The following is an 18,033-nucleotide window of genomic DNA, read 5'->3' as shown; positions in this document are numbered from 1 at the left end:
TGCGAACCATATGAGCGCGACATGTTCAGGATGTTCCGCTTACAGCCGTAACCATTCCTCTCCGGGAAGACATCGCATGGTAACGCCCATGCCTCAATTCTTGCCATGGCGCGCGGGAAGCGAAGGCCGACGCATCCATCCATAGCCCGACGTGGTGGCAGAGGAGGGATCGCAACAACGAGTTCGCGACCGGGACGAAAGGTTTCCGTCATGTCGTACCGTTTTCTGCTGGCCTCATGGGGCAGCTTGGGAAACCTGGGCCCATTGCTCACTGCCGGACGGATGTTGCGTGAGAGTGGACATCATGTCCGTGTCATGGCCGATGCGCCGATGCGTGCGGAAGTCGAGGCCGCGGGTTTCGAGGTCGTCACGTGGCGCCATGCACCGGTCGAGGAGGCCGTTGATGCGACAGATTTTTCGGCTCTGAAAGACTGGGTGCGCAAGGTCCTGTTTACCCCTGCTTCGGCTTACGCCGCGGACGTAACAGACGAGATCCGCCGCATGCCGACGGATGCCGTTCTCAGCCTCGACATTCTATTTGGTGTTGCGGTCGGGGCGGAAGCATCTGGTGTGCCTCTCGCGTTTCTCTCGCCTCGTGTCAGCATTCGGACCCTTCCAGGGACGCCGCCCGCGGTCGGCGGATTGGGTCAAGCGAAGATGCCGGCCGAACGTGCTGACGTTGAGACCGTCAATGCCGCTTGGTCCATGGCGATGAATTCCTCACTTCCGATGCTCAACGACGTCCGCATTGAGCTCGGTCTTCCGGCGCTTGACGATATCATGCAACTATTCGATCGCGCGGATCGGCTTCTGGTAGCGACGAGTCAGGCTTTCGATTTTCAGGCGGGTTCTCTGCCGAACAATTGCTGCTACGTGGGACCGTTGCTTGACGTGCCGAACTGGTCGCAGCCGTGGCAGGCGCCTCGACCCACACAGTCGGATCACCATCGCGCGTTGATTGCTTGTGGCACGCGTGTGCAGGGGCAGCGCGATATGTTTCAGCGTGCGATCGACGCCGCTGCAACGGCTGGGATCGGCGCTGTTGTCACGACGGAGCCAAGTCTGGATGTCGCCGAGCTTCGGGCTCCGAGAAATGTACATGTGCTCCGCGGCGCTTCCCACGACCTCCTCATGAACGAGGTCTCGCTCGTGATATCGCAAGGCGGGCACGGGACAGTTAACCGTTCCCTGATTAACGGTTTGCCGCAACTCATTCTGCCGAAGGCATGGGATCAGTTGGCCAATGCTGCGCGAGTCGAAGCGAGAGGGGCGGGGCTTCAATTGCCTCCGACAGCGTCGGAGGCAGAGATAGCGGAGGCCATCAAGCGGCTGATCGCCGAACCGCAGTTCAAGATTGCGGCCCGTCGTGTAGGCGACGCGATCAAGTCAGAGATCGAAGCGTCTGACCTTGTTGAACAGATGGAATTGATCGCCGCCGCCGGTTGTGAAGCGAGACAGCAACCCCTGGAACAACAGCGTCAAGAGGTCATCTGACGTACGTGAAGAACGGCCCGGCCGATGAATTACCAAATCGTCGCGATCGTGGACACCGCAGAACGCATTGACCGGCGGCACAGCTCCAGCGCTGCGATCGACTGAAGGAGAATTCCTGCTGTGCGCAATCATCCCGACTCGTCCGCACTTCCATTCTTGCTTGATCGTCTCTCTTACTCACCGGCGTTCATTGAGACGATCTTGTCGAGTCTGTTGGCAGCAGCGGGCGGCCTCGGTGTGATTCCGGCGGACGCGAGCCTGGCGATGAGCGTCGACCTTTTCTGCCTGGGCGCGCCGCTCCTTCCGTACCGGCAGGGATCGGATCGCCTTCGCCGCAAGCCGATCGAGTGGTTTGGCTCAATCCTTGTGCGCGTCGACAGTATGCGTTCGCGTCCAGTGCGGCAGCGCCCGCCAATCTGTGTGCTCCGAGGGGCCGGAACGTCGGCAACCGAAATTTCCTCTGTCGCCGTGGTCGGCGAGCCCTTCGACGGCGCGATTGCGCGAGCGAAAATGCCCAACGTGGTCCGTGCCCTCAACACTGCTCCGATCGTCGCACGGACCGTCGGTACAGCGCTGCTCGGCTTTGATCCTTATCCCTGGTGGACCGTCTATCTCGTGCCGATTGCGGCGAGAATGTTCCGCGTTTGGAGGTCGATCTCCAACGAGAGTGTCGGGATGGATTCGAACAAGTGACGCAGGCTGGCGACGTCCTACGCAACCATGTTGCCCGGCGCCGAAACGCAACGCGGCGCTAAGGCTCCATCGCTCGTGAGTCGTGCCATTCCTGGAAGGAGATCGCCGACGTGACTTATCCAACGCAGTTCGATCTGCCCCGTTCGTTGTCAGTCGACTTGCATGGCAACGTTGCGGTGCTTTGCCTATCGCGGCAAGACAAGCGTAATGCGCTGGACGCTGAGACAATTCGTGGCATCGATCGTTTCTTCAGCGATCTGCCGTCCAGCATCCAGGCTGTGGTCATTCACGGCCGCGGAGATCACTTTTGCGCAGGCGCTGATCTGGCTATGATCGCCGATATCTCGGGCTCATCCACTCTTCTCGGTTCGCAAGAGTACCATCGCGCCTTTGATCGGGTCGAGCGCAGTCGCGTGCCGGTTATCGCTGTGCTGCACGGCGCCGTCGTCGGCGGAGGACTGGAGCTCGCAGCGGCCGCGCATATCCGGGTTGCCGAGCGCGGAGCGTTCTATGCCCTGCCAGAAGGTACGCGCGGCATCTTCGTTGGCGGAGCCGGGTCAGTAAGGATACCGCGGTTGATCGGTGTACCGCGGATGATGGACATGATCTTGACCGGACGCACTTACGGCGCGGAGGCGGGTGAGGCCATAGGCTTGTCGCAGTACCTCGTCGAGTCTGGCGAAGGACTGACGAAAGGGTTGGAATTGGCGAAGCGCGCCGCCGCGAACCTGCCGGTGACCAACTTCGCGATCATAAGGGCACTACCGCTCATAGCACGTGCCAACCCGGAAGCGGGATCGCTGCTTGAGAGCCTGATGTTCACCGCCACCGCAGCAGAGGAAGAGGCTAAGCGGAGGCTTCGCGCATTTCTCGATAAGAAGGCACCGAAAGTATCATACTCCGCTTGATGGGTTAGGGGCCGTCGAGGAGCTGCAGAAGGATGGAGAAGCGGCCAAGCTGATGGCAAGGAAACAAATGTCCGAGGCGACTCGAATCGCATGCAGGCACGCTCCGCAAGTGCGATTGCGGTTAGACGGGAATGACATTCGACTGCGACTGGCGTGACCCTTAAGGGCGATGGGACGTGAATCGATCCGATGGATTGAGTGATGGGGATGAGGTTGATGCAGGACTTTGCAGGTCGGGACAATGTCGACTTCAGGCGCGCCGCCTTCGGGGCTACAATTGGCAACATGCTCGAATTCTACGACTTCATCGTCTATGGCTTCTTCGCGATTCAGATCGGCCACAACTTTTTTCCGGCGCAGAGCGAGTATAGCAGCCTGATGCTATCGCTGGCGACCTTTGGCGCGGGATTCGTCACGCGGCCGGTTGGCGGAATCGTGCTCGGCATCTATTCCGATCGGGCCGGCCGCAGGCCGGCAATGCTCTTGAGCTTCGCGCTGATGGGTCTCGCCATTCTCACTCTCGCGCTAACGCCGTCCAAAAACACGATTGGCATGGCGGGTCCGATCATCGTGATTGTCGCTCGTCTGGTGCAGGGCTTTGCCTTGGGCGGTGAGGTTGGTCCGACCACCGCCTATCTCATCGAAATCGCTCCGCCCGGCCGAAGGGCTTTTGCGGTGTCGTGGCAGCCTACCAGCCAGCAGGTCGCCGCCACGTGTGGTGCACTGGTCGGCGTGATTCTCAGCAAGACCATGACGGCCGACGCGCTGGAGGCATATGGTTGGCGGATCGCATTTCTGATAGGCGCCGTCAGCCTGCCGTTCGGCTTCTGGATTCGCCGGGGTCTGCCCGAGACGGTGGACCGGCGCTCGCGCGAGCTTGGTGGTCCGCAGAAGCCGGGTCATCTCGCGCTCGCGCGCGGCCATTTGAGAACCATTGCGCTGGCCCTGATGATTCTCGCAAGCGGCACCATCGCCACGTATGGCGCGCATTACATCACGACCTTCGCGCAGAACACGCTGCACGTAGAGTCGTCGTTGGCTTTCGCCACTGGTCTGGTTGGTATCGGTCTCGGCACCGGAAGCACCCTGCTCGGTGGGCTGCTCGCGGACCGTTTCGGGCGCAAGCCGGTGATGATCTGGCCACAGCTTGCCATGCTCGTGCTGAGCTACCCGGTCTTTATGTGGATAGTTCGGTCGCCTGGTCCGGCCTCGCTGCTCGGCGGCTTCAGCATGCTGACGTTGATCGGCTCGCTACCGTCTGGCGCCATCTATGCCATGCTCACGGAAGCGCTCCCTCAGGAGATCCGGGGCGGGGTATTCGCCACGGTTTATGCTGTCGCGATCGCGTGCTTCGGTGGCACCGCACAACTGATCATCACCTGGCTGATCCACATATCCGGAAATGCACTGGCTCCGGCGTGGTATCTTCTTTGTGCTAACGTCGTCGGGCTTGTCGCGATTGTCTTGATACCCGAAACCGCGCCCGGGAAGAATGGCGAGCCGCACCCCTCGCCGCTGCTCGCGTAGTGGCGCGTCTCGCTGAGGCCGCAACAGCAGCGGGCGGGAAATGACTTCAGGCCGTCGCCATAACCATATGCAGATGTTGCGCCAGCTCCGCACGCCGGAAGGGCTTGCCAATAACGGGAAACTCGCCCTCTGCCCCATGCCGAGACAATGCGTCTGCCGCATTGCCCGAAGTCAGCAGAATCTTGATGCCTCTACAGAGCTGCTTGGCTTCCCGGGCCAGTTCAATGCCGCTGATGCCTCCGGGCATCATGACGTCGCTGAACAGCAGATCGAACCTCGTGTCATCCCGCAATATCTGGATGGCGTCGGCGCCATCTCGCGCGCAGAGGACTTCATAACCCAGCCCTCTCAGTATTGCTGATGTGACGTCCATGACATCGTAATCATCTTCGACCATGAGGATCCGGCCTGACCCTGCCGCTACGTCCTGTGGTTTGACATCAATTCCCACATCCGACGCTTGGGTGGATCTGGGTAGATAGAGACTGACCGTGGTTCCAACCCCGACCGTGCTTTCGATGGCGACATGTCCGCCAGATTGCCGGACGAACCCATAGACCATGCTGAGGCCGAGCCCGGTTCCCTTCCCGACTTCCTTCGTGGTGAAAAACGGTTCGAACACCCGATCCAGCGTCTCTTGGGGCATGCCGCAGCCCGTGTCGGTGACGGAGAGCTTGACGTACGATCCGGGCGTGACACCGGCAACGGCGTCGTCGTCGAGGGTTACGTTTCGTGCCTCGATCTTCAGTTTGCCGCCGTCCGGCATGGCGTCGCGCGCATTCAGCGCCAGGTTGAGGAGCGTTGTCTCCAGCTGGGCCGGGTCAACATGGCACGGCCACAGTTGATCTTCCGCGACGAGGTCGACCTTGCACCCGTCTCCGAGCGCGCGCAGGAGCAGCCCCTGAAAATCCCGAATGAGAGCGCTTATGTGAATGGTCTTCGGGTTCAGCTTCTGCCGTCGGGAAAAGGCGAGGAGCTGCGCGGTCAGGCTTGCGCCCCGATCAGCGGCTTTCCGCGCCGCAATCGCGAGTCTCTGGGTACATCCGTCGTCTGCCGTACGGCTCTCGATAAGTTCGAGATTGCCGGTAATCACCATTAGCAAATTGTTGAAGTCGTGGGCAACGCCCCCTGTGAGCTGGCCGACCGCCTCCATCTTTTGGCTTTGATGAAGTTGTTCTTCCATCAGGCGACGTGCTTCGACGGCGAGCTTGTGTTCGGTGATGTCTCGAAACAAGAGGACAATGCCTTCGCCGGACGGGAAGGTATTGACCGCGTACCAGACGTCCCGGAAAAACGTTTCGACGGACGCGAAGCGCTGTTCTGACATCACCTTATGTGCCTTGGCCGAAAGGTCCTCGTCGATCCAATCCGGAAAGGTCTCACACAGATTCGTTCCGATTATATCGTCTCCTACTGCCAGCTGCGCTTTTGCCCGTTCGTTCAGATAAGTGATGTGCCATTCTGTATCGACAATGAGGACGCAGTCGGTGGTGCTCTCAAATATCGTCGTGATCCGGGTGGCTGCCTGCTCGGCTTTCTCCTTGGCATCGTGCAGCTCATGTTCGCGATTCGCGAGCGCATCGGCCATGGTGTTGAATGCGTCGGCGGCCCGGGTGATCTCCGATCCTTTGTCCGGGATATGCACGCGGCGCGCATAATCGCCAAGGCGCCACTGGTTGGCAGCATCAACCAATTGCTCCAGCGGATGCTGGATAAACCGACGGGCGCCAAACCATGTCAATGCCAGCACCACCGATGTGCCCAGGGCAATCAGAAGGATGCCTAGCCGCGTACGCCGTTGAATCTGACTGAAGGCCAGCGTCTTGTCGAGACCGAAGGTGATAAAGATCTCGCCGGAGTCTGCTTGCAGAGCCGTATAGCCTACGATCCGCTCGACGCCGTCAATGTCGCGCGCGGTTGTTGTGCCCCAATGATCCGAGTGCAAGTAACGGTCACCTGCTATTCTCCGGCCGACGAACTGGTCGTTACCAGGATAGCGTGCGAGGTACGTGCCGTTGCGGTCTCGAATGGCGAGGGCAGCGCCCGGCGGCGTGCCTTTTTGCGCGAGATAGTGAGCCAGCCAATCGAGGCTGAGGGCGGCTATTACGACGCCGCCCATCTGTCCATCGTCGCCGTAGAATGGCAGTGCAAAGTGAAGGATGTTGCGGCCTGTCCCTCGGCCGTGGGCGAACTCTCCGACTGTAAACTTGCCGGTTTTCAGGACGTTGGCGAAGTAGGCGCGACCGGTGGCGGTCGCGGGCTTATATTCGCTATTGGAGTCGCAGAAAGAATCGCCATTCATGTCGACCACGATAAAATCGATGAACTCCGGGTATCGCTGTCTCATCCTGAAGAGGTAGGACTCGCATCCGCGGGCGTCCTTCGCCTTTATCGCGGGAAGCTCTGAAAGCGCGATCAACGTCTGGCGAATTCCTTGGATGATCTGCTGCTGCTCGGCAGCGGCGAGCCTGGCGAGACCAAGTACCAGTTCTTGCACTTCCATTTGGCGCGAGAAACGGAGGTCAAACTCATTGTACAATTGGATTGCGATTCCAGGCAGAAGCGCAAACGCCACCAGGGCAAACAGCCGTAATAATAGTGCCACTGGTTAATTTCCGAGAGTGGATCTGATGTGGCGGGCTCTGAAGCTCTGGAGCGTTGGGACGGCGCAGGGCATCACGTCCACCGCACAGCTTGGCTTCGCGATCGCGGTAATCGGTTCGATCGACCAGCGGACGTCGTGCGTATCGCTTCCTGTCATCACTTGCCCACTTGCCCGTGCTGTTGAATTGGGAGGGCACTACATAGGCTTCGTTACGGCGCGATTTCGGTGTTTCGAATTTTGTCACCGCGGTGACACATTTGTCACGCGAACAACTGGCGCCGCATTGTTTGTTACAATTGCAACGGAACGCCGCTGGGACGGGTCGAATACTTGAAATAGAGAAATAGAGGCCTAATTCAACCACAGGCATTAATGGCGTCGATTATCCAATGATTTCCTCCAACTCCGTAGGCGCGCCCTCCTGCCGTTACTCCAGCGGGGAAGCCCTCGCGCAGGCCGACCGAACCTTCCCGAATCTGTCGGTTGCGCTCCGAAACGACAGCGTTCGTCGCTCGATCTTGTCCCGACGGATCGAAGCTCATTCCATTGCGCATCTTTTGACCCCGCAGACGATAGTCGAGGCCTCGGGTAAGAAAGCGAAGCAGGCCGGTTTTGGTGCCTACTTCAAGCTTATTTGGCAGCTCAAGGGGACAATGCGATACGAGGATGCACACCGATCGTTCGCGTTGCAGCCGGGTGAGATGCTGATCACCTCGATGGCCTGGACCTACCATCTCGAGATGGATGAAGGCTACGAGGGACTTGTACTATTCTTCGATCCAATGTCGAAGCGTTCGTGGCAAGAGACGGTGCATGAGAAGATGGGAACACCCCACGCTTCCAGCGGGCCGCTTGCTGCTGCCGCTGGAGGATCGAAGGCGCTGCTATGGCACGGGCATCGCTCTGCCGCAGACACGTTAACCGTTGAATCTCTGATCGATATCGCGCTTCTTTCGCTTGGCCCTGGAGCCGGATGCTCGCTCGACCGACCACTGCCACCAATCGTTCTTCGCGCGCGTGTGATGGTTGCACAAAACATCTCCGACGAGAGTTATGGTCCGGCTCAACTGGCGCGTGATCTAGGTCTTTCGAGGCGATCTCTGTACAATACATTCGGTCGGATTGGAGTGACGCCAGCGCATTTTATCAAGCAGCAGCGTCTTGAGCGCGCGCGGGCGGAAATTTTGAATGTCCCTGACATGAGCATCACCGAAATTGCGCTCAGGAACGGCTTTTCAGACGGCACTAGTTTCAGTCATGCGTTCAAGGCGAGCTATGACATCTCGCCGCGTGATCTCCGCAACTTGAAGCGCTGACCTAAAGGCCGGTCTCGAGATCGGTTGCGCGTCCCTGCGAAATGCACGCTGTGTCAACAACGTGCACCTCGCAGCAAGCGGAGCGCGCGTGAGAAACCCTAAGACCTCCGGCAAGGTTCAACTCGTCAGTCGCAACCGGCCCATCGCCGCGGACAGAGCGAGTCAAAGCCGTTCGATCGGCAAGCTAACCGGAGCAAACCATGACCGATATAAGCGCCTTCGCAGCCAATCTCGACGCCCTGATCAAGTTGCAGCGTAGTGCCTATTTGCGCGACGGGTTCCCGACGGCGGAAATTCGGCTTGGGCGGCTACAGCGTACGGCGGCTCTGTTGGCCGAGAACAAGGATCGCATCGCTGACGCGCTCTCGCGGGATTTTGGTCATCGAAGCCACGACGAGACCCGAATCGGGCTGCTTGGCGCTCTCGGCGCGCTGCGTTACGCGGCAACAAATCTCGAGAGCTGGCTTCAGCCCGAACAATATACGCCCATGACGCCGGATGCGAGAGCGCGGGTCGAGTACACGCCGCGAGGCGTCGTCGGCGTCATTGGTCCCTGGAACTTTCCAATTGTAACAGTTTTTGGCCCGCTGGCCGCGATCTTGGCAGCCGGAAATCGCGCCATTATCAAACCATCCGAGCTTACGCCGGTAACATCCGCACTTCTGGCGGAACTCGTTGCCGATCGGTTCGCACCGAGCGAAGTCACCGTCGTGCAAGGCGCGGCAGAAGAGGGCGAAATATTCGCTGCGTCCGCCCTGGACCACCTCATCTTCACCGGTTCAGCTTCCGTGGCGAAGCACGTCATGAGAGCCGCGGCCAGCAATCTGACGCCGGTCACTCTCGAACTCGGAGGAAAGTCGCCGGCTATCGTCACTGAGCAGTTCGATCTTGCCGAAGCAGCCAGGCGGATAATGGCCGTCAAGACCAGAAATGCCGGTCAGGTTTGCCTCGCTCCAGATTATGCGCTCGTTCCTCGGGCGCTCGAACGCGAATTCGCTGCGGCGTGCGTGGCGGCTGTCGAGCAGATGTTTCCCCAAGGGGTCGACTCCAACGAATACACGTCGATCATCAGCGACAGGCACTATCGTCGTCTTGAGGCAATGATTGCGGATGCGCGTGCGAACGGCGCCGAAGTCATCGAGGCGCTCCCGGCCCGCAAGGCGAACGACGGAAGACGATTGGCGCCCACGCTGTTGTTGAACGTCAACGATAACATGATGGCAATGCGTGAAGAGATCTTCGGTCCCGTGCTGCCGATCGTAGGATACTATCATCTCGACGAGGCGCTGGCGTTCATCCGGTCACGACCCCATCCCCTTGGGCTCTACTATTTCGGAGCGGATGACCAGCAAGGGCGCAAGGTTCTAGACGGTACCGCGTCTGGCGGCGTCACCATAAATGACGTCATGGTCCATATGTTCGGAGCCGATATGCCTTTTGGCGGCGTAGGCGCCTCCGGAATGGGATGCTATTTCGGAAAGGCCGGCTTTCATACGTTCAGCCATGCGCGGGCGATTTACCGCCAGGGCGAATCCGACAGCGCCGCAGAAATCTTCCGGCCGCCCTATGGAGAGAGACTGCAGCAGATCCTGGCAGCCGCCATCGCTCAGTAACCTGACGATCGACCAGGCCTTGCTTGCGACAAACGCGCGGCGCGTGCCCCCAGCGAAAACACAGCCGGGCACTCGAAGATCATCTTCTCGCATGGTCATTGCGTGAGCCTGCTTATCGCCAATGCGCCTTGCCGGGGAGCTCAACAACAGGACAAAGGGCCCGTAACGATGCTCCGGTTTGAGATACACGAAAGGTCAAGAACGGCGGGAAAGCCGATGGTCGAGGCTTCACAGTCTCCCGCCGGGAGCATCGGCGAAGTCCTGATCATTGACGAAGATCGATCATTGGCACAACAGCTTGTAAGTTTCCTGTCTGCCCGCGACTGGCACGCGCAGGCAGTGTCCCCGTCCGAAGAGGTGCTGGCTCTGGTCGATCATGGTCACTGGAGCCTGATCGTCCTGGACATAGAGCCCTCCGGCGGCAATGGCCTCGATCGCCTCCGCAGGGTGAGGTCAATTTCCGATATTCCAGTTCTTGTGACGGGCCGCAACTTGACACCGACCGACCGCATCCTCGCGTTAGAGCTCGGCGCAGATGGCTACATCCTCAAGCCATTCGATCTGCATGAACTTTGGTCGCATGCGCGAGCCATAGAAAGGCGCCAGAAATTGGCTCGTTTCCAGGCCGGACGACAAGAGCGAGGAGCTTACAGGTTCAGCGGCTGGACGCTAACGCTTTCCGACAGTCGCCTGATTGATCCCGCGGGCCATCCGGTTCGGTTATATCGCTCCACCTACGCTCTGCTGATTGCGTTTCTTGACGCGCCCCGCAGACCGCTATCACGCAGCTACCTGTTGCGCGCCATACAAGCATCCGAGGATGTATTCGATCGGTGTATCGATGTTCGGGTCATGCGGCTTCGGCGAGCTCTTCAGCAAGGCGGCGCACCCAAAGGCTTGATCAAAACGGAGTCGGGCTTCGGATATGTGTTCGATGCGGTTGTCGAGCGCATTCACTGAGCCCTGCAGATCAGGCGTGAGCGCCTTTGGGTTGCCCACAACACAGTTGACCGTCAAAGACGATCGGGACGCTACGGACGTAACGTGCTTTATCCGCGCTGAAATCACGCCGTAACCCCGTCGTCTCCTTCATACCGCGGCTCTACTGCGTGGATGAGAAGAGGACTCCGATGGCAGGCAAAACGATCGGTAAGCAGGCTGTAGTGATTGGCGCGGGCATGAGTGGCTTGGCCGCGGCCGGCGCGCTGGCCGATCACTTCGAACGGGTGATCGTGCTTGAGCGCGACCGCCTGCCAAGTCAGGCGGTGCCGCGAACGGGCACGCCGCAATCCCGGCATCTCCACGTTTTGTTGCCAGGCGGCCAGCGCGCGCTGACTGATCTGTTTCCACACTTCGAGCGAGACCTGACTAATGCCGGTTCGGTGCCGCTTCGAATGGCGCGCGACATACGTATGGAGATCCCGGGTCTCGGTCCGCTCCCGCCACGCGATTTCGGCTGGTTCATCCATTGCGCATCGCGTCCGCTGATCGAGCTGGTCACGCGTCGACAGGTCGAGAGGATAGCCAATGTGACGATACGGCCGGAGTGCCGGGTGCTCGAGATTACCACTGTCCCTGACGGCACGATGGTCACAGGCGTCGCGTATGAAGATGCCGATGGGAGGCGGGAAATCCTCGCCGCCGATCTCGTTGTCGACGCCTCCGGACGCGCTGCGCCAACCTTGGGACTGCTTCGTTCATCCGGCCAGCCGGCGCCGGATGAAATCGCTATCGGCATCGATCTCCACTATACGACGACGAGTTTCGTCATTCCCCAGGATGCACCCACCGATTGGAGAGGCGTGGCCACCTGGCCGCACGCGCCGGAACGCACCCACGGCGGCTATATGATGCCGATCGAAGGTAACCGATGGCTTATGACGCTCGCGGGACAGTGTGGGGAACAGGCGCCAGACGAGCCGGAAGGATTCATGGATTATGCCCGGACGCTCGAAACGCAGACGATCTACAACGCCATCAAGCATGCCGAGCGGAACGGCGAATTCGAGCGCTATGCCTTCCAGGCCAGCGTATGGCGCCGCTTCGATCGGCTGGGCGCATTTCCGCGCCTTCTGCTTCCGATCGGTGATTCGATCTGCCGCTTCAATCCCGTCTACGGCCAGGGCATGAGCGTGGCGGCGCAGGAAGCCCGCCTTCTGAACCAGATCCTGAAGGGACGGGCGGCCGAGCCCGATCCGTTTGCCGAACTCGCGCAACTGTTCTTTTCGGAGACCTTGCCGTTGCTCGACGCGACATGGAACATGTCGGCAGTCCCGGATCTGGCCTATCCAAAGACGCGCGGCGACCGGCCGGCCGATCTCGAGAGCCAGCTCCAATACAACAAAGCCCTGTTTCAGGCCGCAATTCGCCATCCCGCTGTTCATTGCAAACTCGCAGAGGTTCAGCAGTTGCTCGAGCCGCCTCGCGTCCTCCAGAATCCTGCCATCGATCGGCTCGTTCAGATTGAACTGTCCAAAATGGCTGCCGATGCGAAGGAGGGCCATTTTCTGAACTTCGGAGAAAAGCTGGATGAGATCGTCAGTCGTTTCCTCGTTGAGGAAAGTCTCGACGGAATCATCGGCGCACTGGAGTTGAAGCTGATCGCATTGCGCGAGCAGGAGTGCGATGTGACCCGCGCCCTCACCGGCGGACCGACTGGGAAGCTCCCGCTCTGAGCTACCGCGCCGACATTGAACCGGGCCCGGCGCGCATCGCAAGGCCGAAACACGACCCAATCGCCGACACTGAAAGGCAGGCCAATGACTGGAACAATCTCAATCAACGGCGTCTCCGACGACGTGCCGACTTCGTCTATCGATGCGGTGAAGGGCGTTTCGGGAGCGGACATCTCGTTCATACCAGACGCCGGCCTCCCACTGCACTCCCGCATTTGCTTCGAAGGCGATAGTATCACGAAGGGCAGCAACGGCCCGACGTTTATCGAGTTCGCTCTGATGCGTTCGCTGGGGCGCTTCTACGCTCCGATCGGTTACAACGAGGCTGTCGGTGGCGAGACTGCGGCGCAGATGGCGTCAACCACGGAAACCGCACAGGTCAACGCTACGAAGCCCAAGGTCGTTGTTCTGCTCGCCGGCACCAATGACCTCGGCGAGACAAGCGATACCGTACAGACCATTTTCAGGAACATCCGGATTTGTATTGGGGCATATCTAGCGGTCGGCGCTCACGTGGTGAACGTGTGTGTCCTGCCGCGCATCGACCCTGTCTTTAAGGCCCGGGGGGCGCAGCGTGAAGCCGACCGTCTTGCCCTCAACGATATGATCCGCGCGCAGACGGATGTGACTGTCGTTGACGTCGAGTCGCAGTTCGATCCGACTAGGATGACGATCACCAATTCCGCGAAGGATACTGGGCTGCACCCGAACTATCTTGGCGCAATCGTCGTGGGCAATGCGGTCGGCGATGCGCTCAATTCGCTGGTCACGACCGACACGCCAATTGCGCATTCGTTCGATCCGCAAAGCCTCATGCTGGTGGCCGACAATCCGCAATTGAATGGGACGCAGGGTGCGTTGTCGAATGGTGCCACCGGTGTCGTCGCAGACCAGTGGACCTTGGACATGACCGCCGGCTCCGGGCTGAGGGTTGTGGGCTCCAAGAGCACATTGAATGGCCGGAACGCGCAGCGAATTGTTGTATCTGGGACCAACGCGCACGCAGGGCCGGCGTCGGTGACGTTCCGCAACAACGTCAACTTCCCGGGGGCGGCCGCCGGCGATCTCTACGACGTCTGGTGGGACTTTGTCCTGAAAGCTACGAAGAACCTCGGTCTCATCGCCGCTACTGCCGGCACCACAGTCTCGATGCCCATCCCCAGCATCCCCGCCAATACGCTCATCCCCAACAATGAATCGCTTTCGGGTGTGATCCGAATTCCGAGTGTGGCCACGCTGGCGGCGCCCGTCACGGCGATCAACATGCAGATCGTCCTCACATTCCCTGCCGGCGCCGACTGCGCCGCGGATATCGCTCTCGCATCTCCATACCTGGCCAAGGTGCCCGCAGGGCGATAGGGCAATCAAATGCCGCCAGAACGGGAGTGAGGAGGAAGGTCTGCTCGTTCAAATCCAGTCCGGTTAGTCTGGTAGTGCCATCGTTCCAATCGGACCGGTGACGAGGACGCAGGTCACTTCGCGCTCCTGCACACGCAACTCGATCAGCTTCAGCTCCAATGCGCTGATGATTCCGTCGAGACCCTCCTCTCGGAGGAAGCTGTTGACGACTTCGTTCAGCTTTTCTTCGAAGTTCATTGAACCAATCTCCTTGGATTGGAGGTCATTTGGGCTAATTCCATTTGGACGAGCCCTTCGATGTAAGGAGTCTTGAGGATGTCTGGCGGTGCGAGCAATTGCTGAACCTCTGCCAGTCGCCGATGAACGTCGGCATGGAGTATCGCGGCCTTGAACAGGGCTCTGTTGTACTGGAGGTGCTTCTCGAAATCAGGCGGGCGGTCCCCGCGTGTATCGGGATAAGCGAGGTCCGGGACAGCCGACATATTCCACGGCCCCTCGATTATCGGCAGGCTCTTGGAGAAGAACGCTGCCGCCAGTCCGGCAAGCGGATCAGGCTTGGCCGCACGTCCCTTCAGAATCTGGTTCAGAAGGCGAGCTTCCTGCGCCGCAACGCTCATGCCCTGGCCATAGACGGGGTTGAAGCGGCAGATCGAATCGCCGATCGGCAGCAGGCCGCGCGGAAATGTGCCCAGCCGATCGAACCGGCGCCATATGCTGGCCGGAAGAAAGTAGCGCTCGAATCCGGCCGTCCGCTCGGCGTTCTTGATGGCGTTGTAGATCGTCGGCGTATTAAGCTGACGAGCGTAACATAGGAATCCCTCCGGATCGGCCGGCGGTCGTAACCCGTTCTGCCCCGAGAACGTCGCCATCCAGCGCTTGCCCTCGATCGGCATGAGATAGCCCGCGTGGCTGCGGTCCGGCGCCGGGGGCCAGGTGCCAACTCCAATCCAATCGGCGGGTGTGTCCCATTCGGTGGATCGATCCTTGGGAATGGCGAACATCGTCGTCGTGTAACGGAGGTCGATGCCGATGACGATTTCCTCCGGATGCTTCTGGCCGGTTGAGCCAAGCAACGCCAAGGTTGGCGAAGCGCGTCCGGTAGCGTCGACGACAAGGTCAGCGGCGAGGGTCTCGTCCTCTCCATCGGCATCTTCGCATATGACGCCTGTGACCATGGTGCCATCGAAGGCGGCGGTGAGTAAGAACGCCGCGCAGCCCTGACGTATGGTCACATTCGTAAGTCTCTCGACCTGTCGGCGCGTGATCAGCTCGATCAGCGGACGTGTGCCGCAATAGAGGAACCAGCCGAAATCGCGTTGGGGGAGCGCACCGACGCCCGGGATCTCCATGCGGAAATCGCGCAACATTCGAAGCGGCACCGAGCCCGCACCTATCAGGTCTTGCTCGAAATAAGGAAACAGATCGCTCAGCGCCCGTTGGCCGCCTGGCAGCAAGACGTGCAGATGCCTTGATTGCGGCGCGCCGAGCCGCGGCACTGCGTGACTCGGCAGGCGGTCGCGCTCAAGAACGGTCACCTGTTCGAAGTGGCCCGCCAGCGCTCCTGCTGCCGCCAAGCCACCCATGCCAGCGCCGATGACTATGGCGTGCTTACCGATCGTTTGGCCTGGCATCGTAGTCCCTCCTAGTCCGCGCCAGTGGCGTCGCGCTAAGGGGAGACGAACGGGATTTCGGCGTGATGTCAGCAAGGTCGAGGCGCGTTACGGCAGTAATGCCCCTGTGAAAGCGTTCACAGACTGGGCTCATCGCGAATGAGGCGCTGCAGGACTCGGGCTCTTTTGAGCCGCCGCAATGCGCAAGAACGCGAATCTGTTGATGGACCCAAAGACGCAACCAGCCACGCTGAGCGGACGAAGTTCCCCGTCGCTGATTTCCCCTGCCGGGGATTGGTTGCCGCGTTCGGAGTTGAGCGGACGACTTCCGCGGTATGAGCGCCGCGAGCTATTCAACTCGGAATGCTGCATACAGCATAGAAGCGTTACAATCGTTACGCGCTTCGGCCGCGGTGAAATCACGCCGTAACCACTTCGTCGCAATCCGGCATCTCCACGTTTTGTTGCCAAGCGGTCAGCGGCTGCACAGGCACATCAGCGCTCGAAGGAAATGGTTGAGCACCAAGCTACCTCAAGCCAGCGCGTCGAAGGAAACGACGCACTGACCAGGAGCCATCCCGGTGGGCTCCAAGACATCGGTCTCATCAAATCGATGACCGTGAAGACCGATCCGTCGGTCAACGAGACGGATTGTGCAGAAAGTGCACGCCCCGCGCGTTGGCGCCGATCAAGCGCAGGTTGCAGAAGCATCAGGGATACACGCCGCGACGAAAGGAACGAAGTGATAGAGGTGCCGTGTGAATTTCGATCATGACGACGAGGGCGACCATAAAGTCTCGATCTACAGCGTCGTAGTCTGTTTTATTGTCCTGACGTCATTGGCGGTGGGCGTGCTGGTCTTCGAATGGGGCTTGAATGAGCTCTTCTAGATTCGCCGACGCTCTGCGCGCTGGCTCACGTATCAAGTTCCTGTGCCCTGCTTTACGCCGGCAATTTCCTTAGCTACGTTTTGCGGCCGTACCGGCGGTTCGAAAACTGCTGATGCGTAGAAAAAGCAGCAGAGCTAGGCTGGCTTAGGTCGGGCAGCCCCCCAAAGAACATCCGAAATCAGAAGCGTCGGATCGCTTCCGGCGTGGCGGAGTATTGGGGTGAGGAAGTAAGCACCTCTGCCTCTGATTCTAATGCGTCCGCACCAGCCGGCTCAGCGTAGGGGGTTAGATTGCGGATCTTGGGAATTCTCAGCCACGGACCGCGCCAGTTAGTCAAGCGCTTCACGAGCGAGAGCATCACTCCCGCTGTGCTCCGGCGACACGCACCTAGTCACGAGGAGGCGATAGTGACTCTTGAACCATTTACCTACAGGTTCGTCGACACTACGGATGGAGAGAGTGAACTGTTTGGCATCGTCGATGCGGCAAACATGGTCGAGGCCCTGGAGAAAGCCGCTAGTTTGATGAGACAGCCCCATAACGTGTTGCGGGTCGAAATCGAGCGCACCAATGAACTCGGGCACCTAAGCCTGGCCGCCCAGCTTGTCGCCTCGAAAGCAACACCCGCGTCGTCGGTGGAACGCACAAGCACAGACGCGGTAGAGGTAATTCGAATTGTGCCGGCGGAGAAGGTCAGGAAGGCTGAGGGATAATCCGCGTTCGAATCTTACCCGTGGTTTCCCGAGCTACATACGAAGGTTCGATTCCCTTCGCCCGCTCCAGCCTAGAATCCCCGAAAAAACCAGGTATTTCCTTGGTTTTCGGAGGCGACTTAGACCCGTCCTTACATTCATTCCCTACAACGCCGTACAAATCTTTCACTGCGATTCGCCTGGGAGCGTCGGCGACACGGGTGGCGGGCATCGGTCCGTGCTGGCAGTTATTCGAATCCTTCGCGTCAAACAGCTGCTCGTTTGCGCGGGACCGGGGGCTGATCATCGTCTGTCGCCCGTGAAGAAGTCTGATTTCAGCTTGGGACGAGCTGAAATCGGAGGATGAGCCTGACCAGGATTTGGTGCAACAAAAGCTCCAGCCAGCGGATGAGACGGCGGAAGTTGTATCCGGCGGCGGCGAGGACGGCGTTGGCGGCGTCGCCCTTGCGGTACCAGAAGTAGTTGCGCCCCATGCGATGCTCGGATTTGAGATGGCCGATGACCGGCTCGACGGCCGAGCGCCGGCGCAGCTCGCGTTTGATCCTGGGCGTCACGCGCCGCTTCTGGCCTGAGATGAACACCCTGAACTTGTAATCGGGTGGCGCATTGTGACCTCGGTAGCCCTTGTCG

General features: G+C 59.8%; 13 protein-coding genes and 1 pseudogene. 10 read left to right on the top strand and 4 right to left on the bottom strand.

Annotation, left to right across the window (positions count from 1 at the left end; genetic code table 11):
- Positions 1–210 precede the first annotated feature (210 nt).
- From K288_RS0127085 to K288_RS0127065, 4 genes are all read left to right on the top strand, one after another.
- Positions 211–1,494 (top strand): glycosyltransferase, encoded by a 1,284-nt coding sequence (locus K288_RS0127085; RefSeq protein WP_027582390.1) that lies wholly within the window; start codon positions 211–213, stop codon positions 1,492–1,494.
- Positions 1,495–1,614: 120 nt separating this feature from the next.
- Positions 1,615–2,187, top strand: coding sequence for a hypothetical protein (locus K288_RS0127075; protein ID WP_027582389.1), 573 nt, complete (start codon positions 1,615–1,617; stop codon positions 2,185–2,187).
- Between the two features lie 110 nt (positions 2,188–2,297).
- Positions 2,298–3,095 (top strand): crotonase/enoyl-CoA hydratase family protein, encoded by a 798-nt coding sequence (locus K288_RS0127070; RefSeq protein ID WP_027582388.1) that lies wholly within the window; start codon positions 2,298–2,300, stop codon positions 3,093–3,095.
- Positions 3,096–3,311: 216 nt separating this feature from the next.
- Positions 3,312–4,622: an MFS transporter gene (locus K288_RS0127065; protein ID WP_027582387.1), complete on the top strand. Its 1,311-nt coding sequence runs from the start codon at positions 3,312–3,314 to the stop codon at positions 4,620–4,622.
- A gap of 46 nt (positions 4,623–4,668) precedes the next feature.
- Here the strand turns inward: K288_RS0127065 and K288_RS0127060 are convergent, their stop codons facing one another.
- Complete coding sequence (locus tag K288_RS0127060; RefSeq protein ID WP_027582386.1) at positions 4,669–7,227, bottom strand: ATP-binding protein; 2,559 nt, start codon at positions 7,225–7,227, stop codon at positions 4,669–4,671.
- Between the two features lie 389 nt (positions 7,228–7,616).
- On the opposite strand from K288_RS0127060, the gene K288_RS49720 reads away from it, so the two are divergent.
- The 5 genes from K288_RS49720 (at position 7,617) to K288_RS0127035 (ending at position 14,190) form a co-directional block, all read left to right on the top strand.
- On the top strand, positions 7,617–8,543 hold the full coding sequence (locus tag K288_RS49720) for an AraC family transcriptional regulator (protein WP_027582385.1): 927 nt from the start codon (positions 7,617–7,619) through the stop codon (positions 8,541–8,543).
- Between the two features lie 200 nt (positions 8,544–8,743).
- Complete coding sequence (locus K288_RS0127050) at positions 8,744–10,156, top strand: coniferyl aldehyde dehydrogenase (RefSeq protein WP_027582384.1); 1,413 nt, start codon at positions 8,744–8,746, stop codon at positions 10,154–10,156.
- 216 nt (positions 10,157–10,372) lie between these two features.
- Entirely contained in the window at positions 10,373–11,116 is a 744-nt protein-coding gene (locus K288_RS0127045; RefSeq protein WP_064737359.1) for a response regulator, read from the top strand.
- Between the two features lie 170 nt (positions 11,117–11,286).
- Positions 11,287–12,831 carry an FAD-dependent monooxygenase gene (locus tag K288_RS46665; RefSeq protein ID WP_051334743.1) on the top strand — a complete coding sequence of 515 codons (1,545 nt, stop codon included), beginning with the start codon at positions 11,287–11,289 and terminating at the stop codon, positions 12,829–12,831.
- An 84-nt stretch (positions 12,832–12,915) separates the two neighbouring features.
- Entirely contained in the window at positions 12,916–14,190 is a 1,275-nt protein-coding gene (locus tag K288_RS0127035; RefSeq protein ID WP_027582382.1) for an SGNH/GDSL hydrolase family protein, read from the top strand.
- Between the two features lie 63 nt (positions 14,191–14,253).
- On the opposite strand, the gene K288_RS53700 is transcribed toward K288_RS0127035, so the two are convergent.
- Both K288_RS53700 and K288_RS46660 read right to left on the bottom strand, forming a co-directional pair.
- Positions 14,254–14,427, bottom strand: a complete 174-nt coding sequence (locus K288_RS53700; RefSeq protein ID WP_160169003.1) for a hypothetical protein — start codon at positions 14,425–14,427, stop codon at positions 14,254–14,256.
- A complete protein-coding gene (locus tag K288_RS46660) occupies positions 14,424–15,821 on the bottom strand; it encodes a squalene monooxygenase (protein ID WP_152535688.1) in 1,398 nt (465 codons plus the stop codon). The genes K288_RS53700 and K288_RS46660 overlap by 4 nt, the downstream gene beginning before the upstream one ends.
- 1,276 nt (positions 15,822–17,097) lie before the next feature.
- Between K288_RS46660 and K288_RS0127015 the strand changes: the two genes are divergently transcribed.
- On the top strand, positions 17,098–17,403 hold the full coding sequence (locus K288_RS0127015) for a hypothetical protein (protein ID WP_152535687.1): 306 nt from the start codon (positions 17,098–17,100) through the stop codon (positions 17,401–17,403).
- A gap of 314 nt (positions 17,404–17,717) precedes the next feature.
- On the opposite strand, the pseudogene K288_RS0127010 reads toward K288_RS0127015, so the two are convergent.
- Positions 17,718–18,033: pseudogene (locus tag K288_RS0127010) on the bottom strand (IS5/IS1182 family transposase); the annotation flags it as partial.

The sequence above is a fragment of the Bradyrhizobium sp. Ai1a-2 genome (assembly GCF_000426245.1).
GTDB lineage: Bacteria > Pseudomonadota > Alphaproteobacteria > Rhizobiales > Xanthobacteraceae > Bradyrhizobium.
Note: the sequence above shows the minus strand (reverse complement) of the source record. Positions and strands in the feature narration are given on the sequence as shown.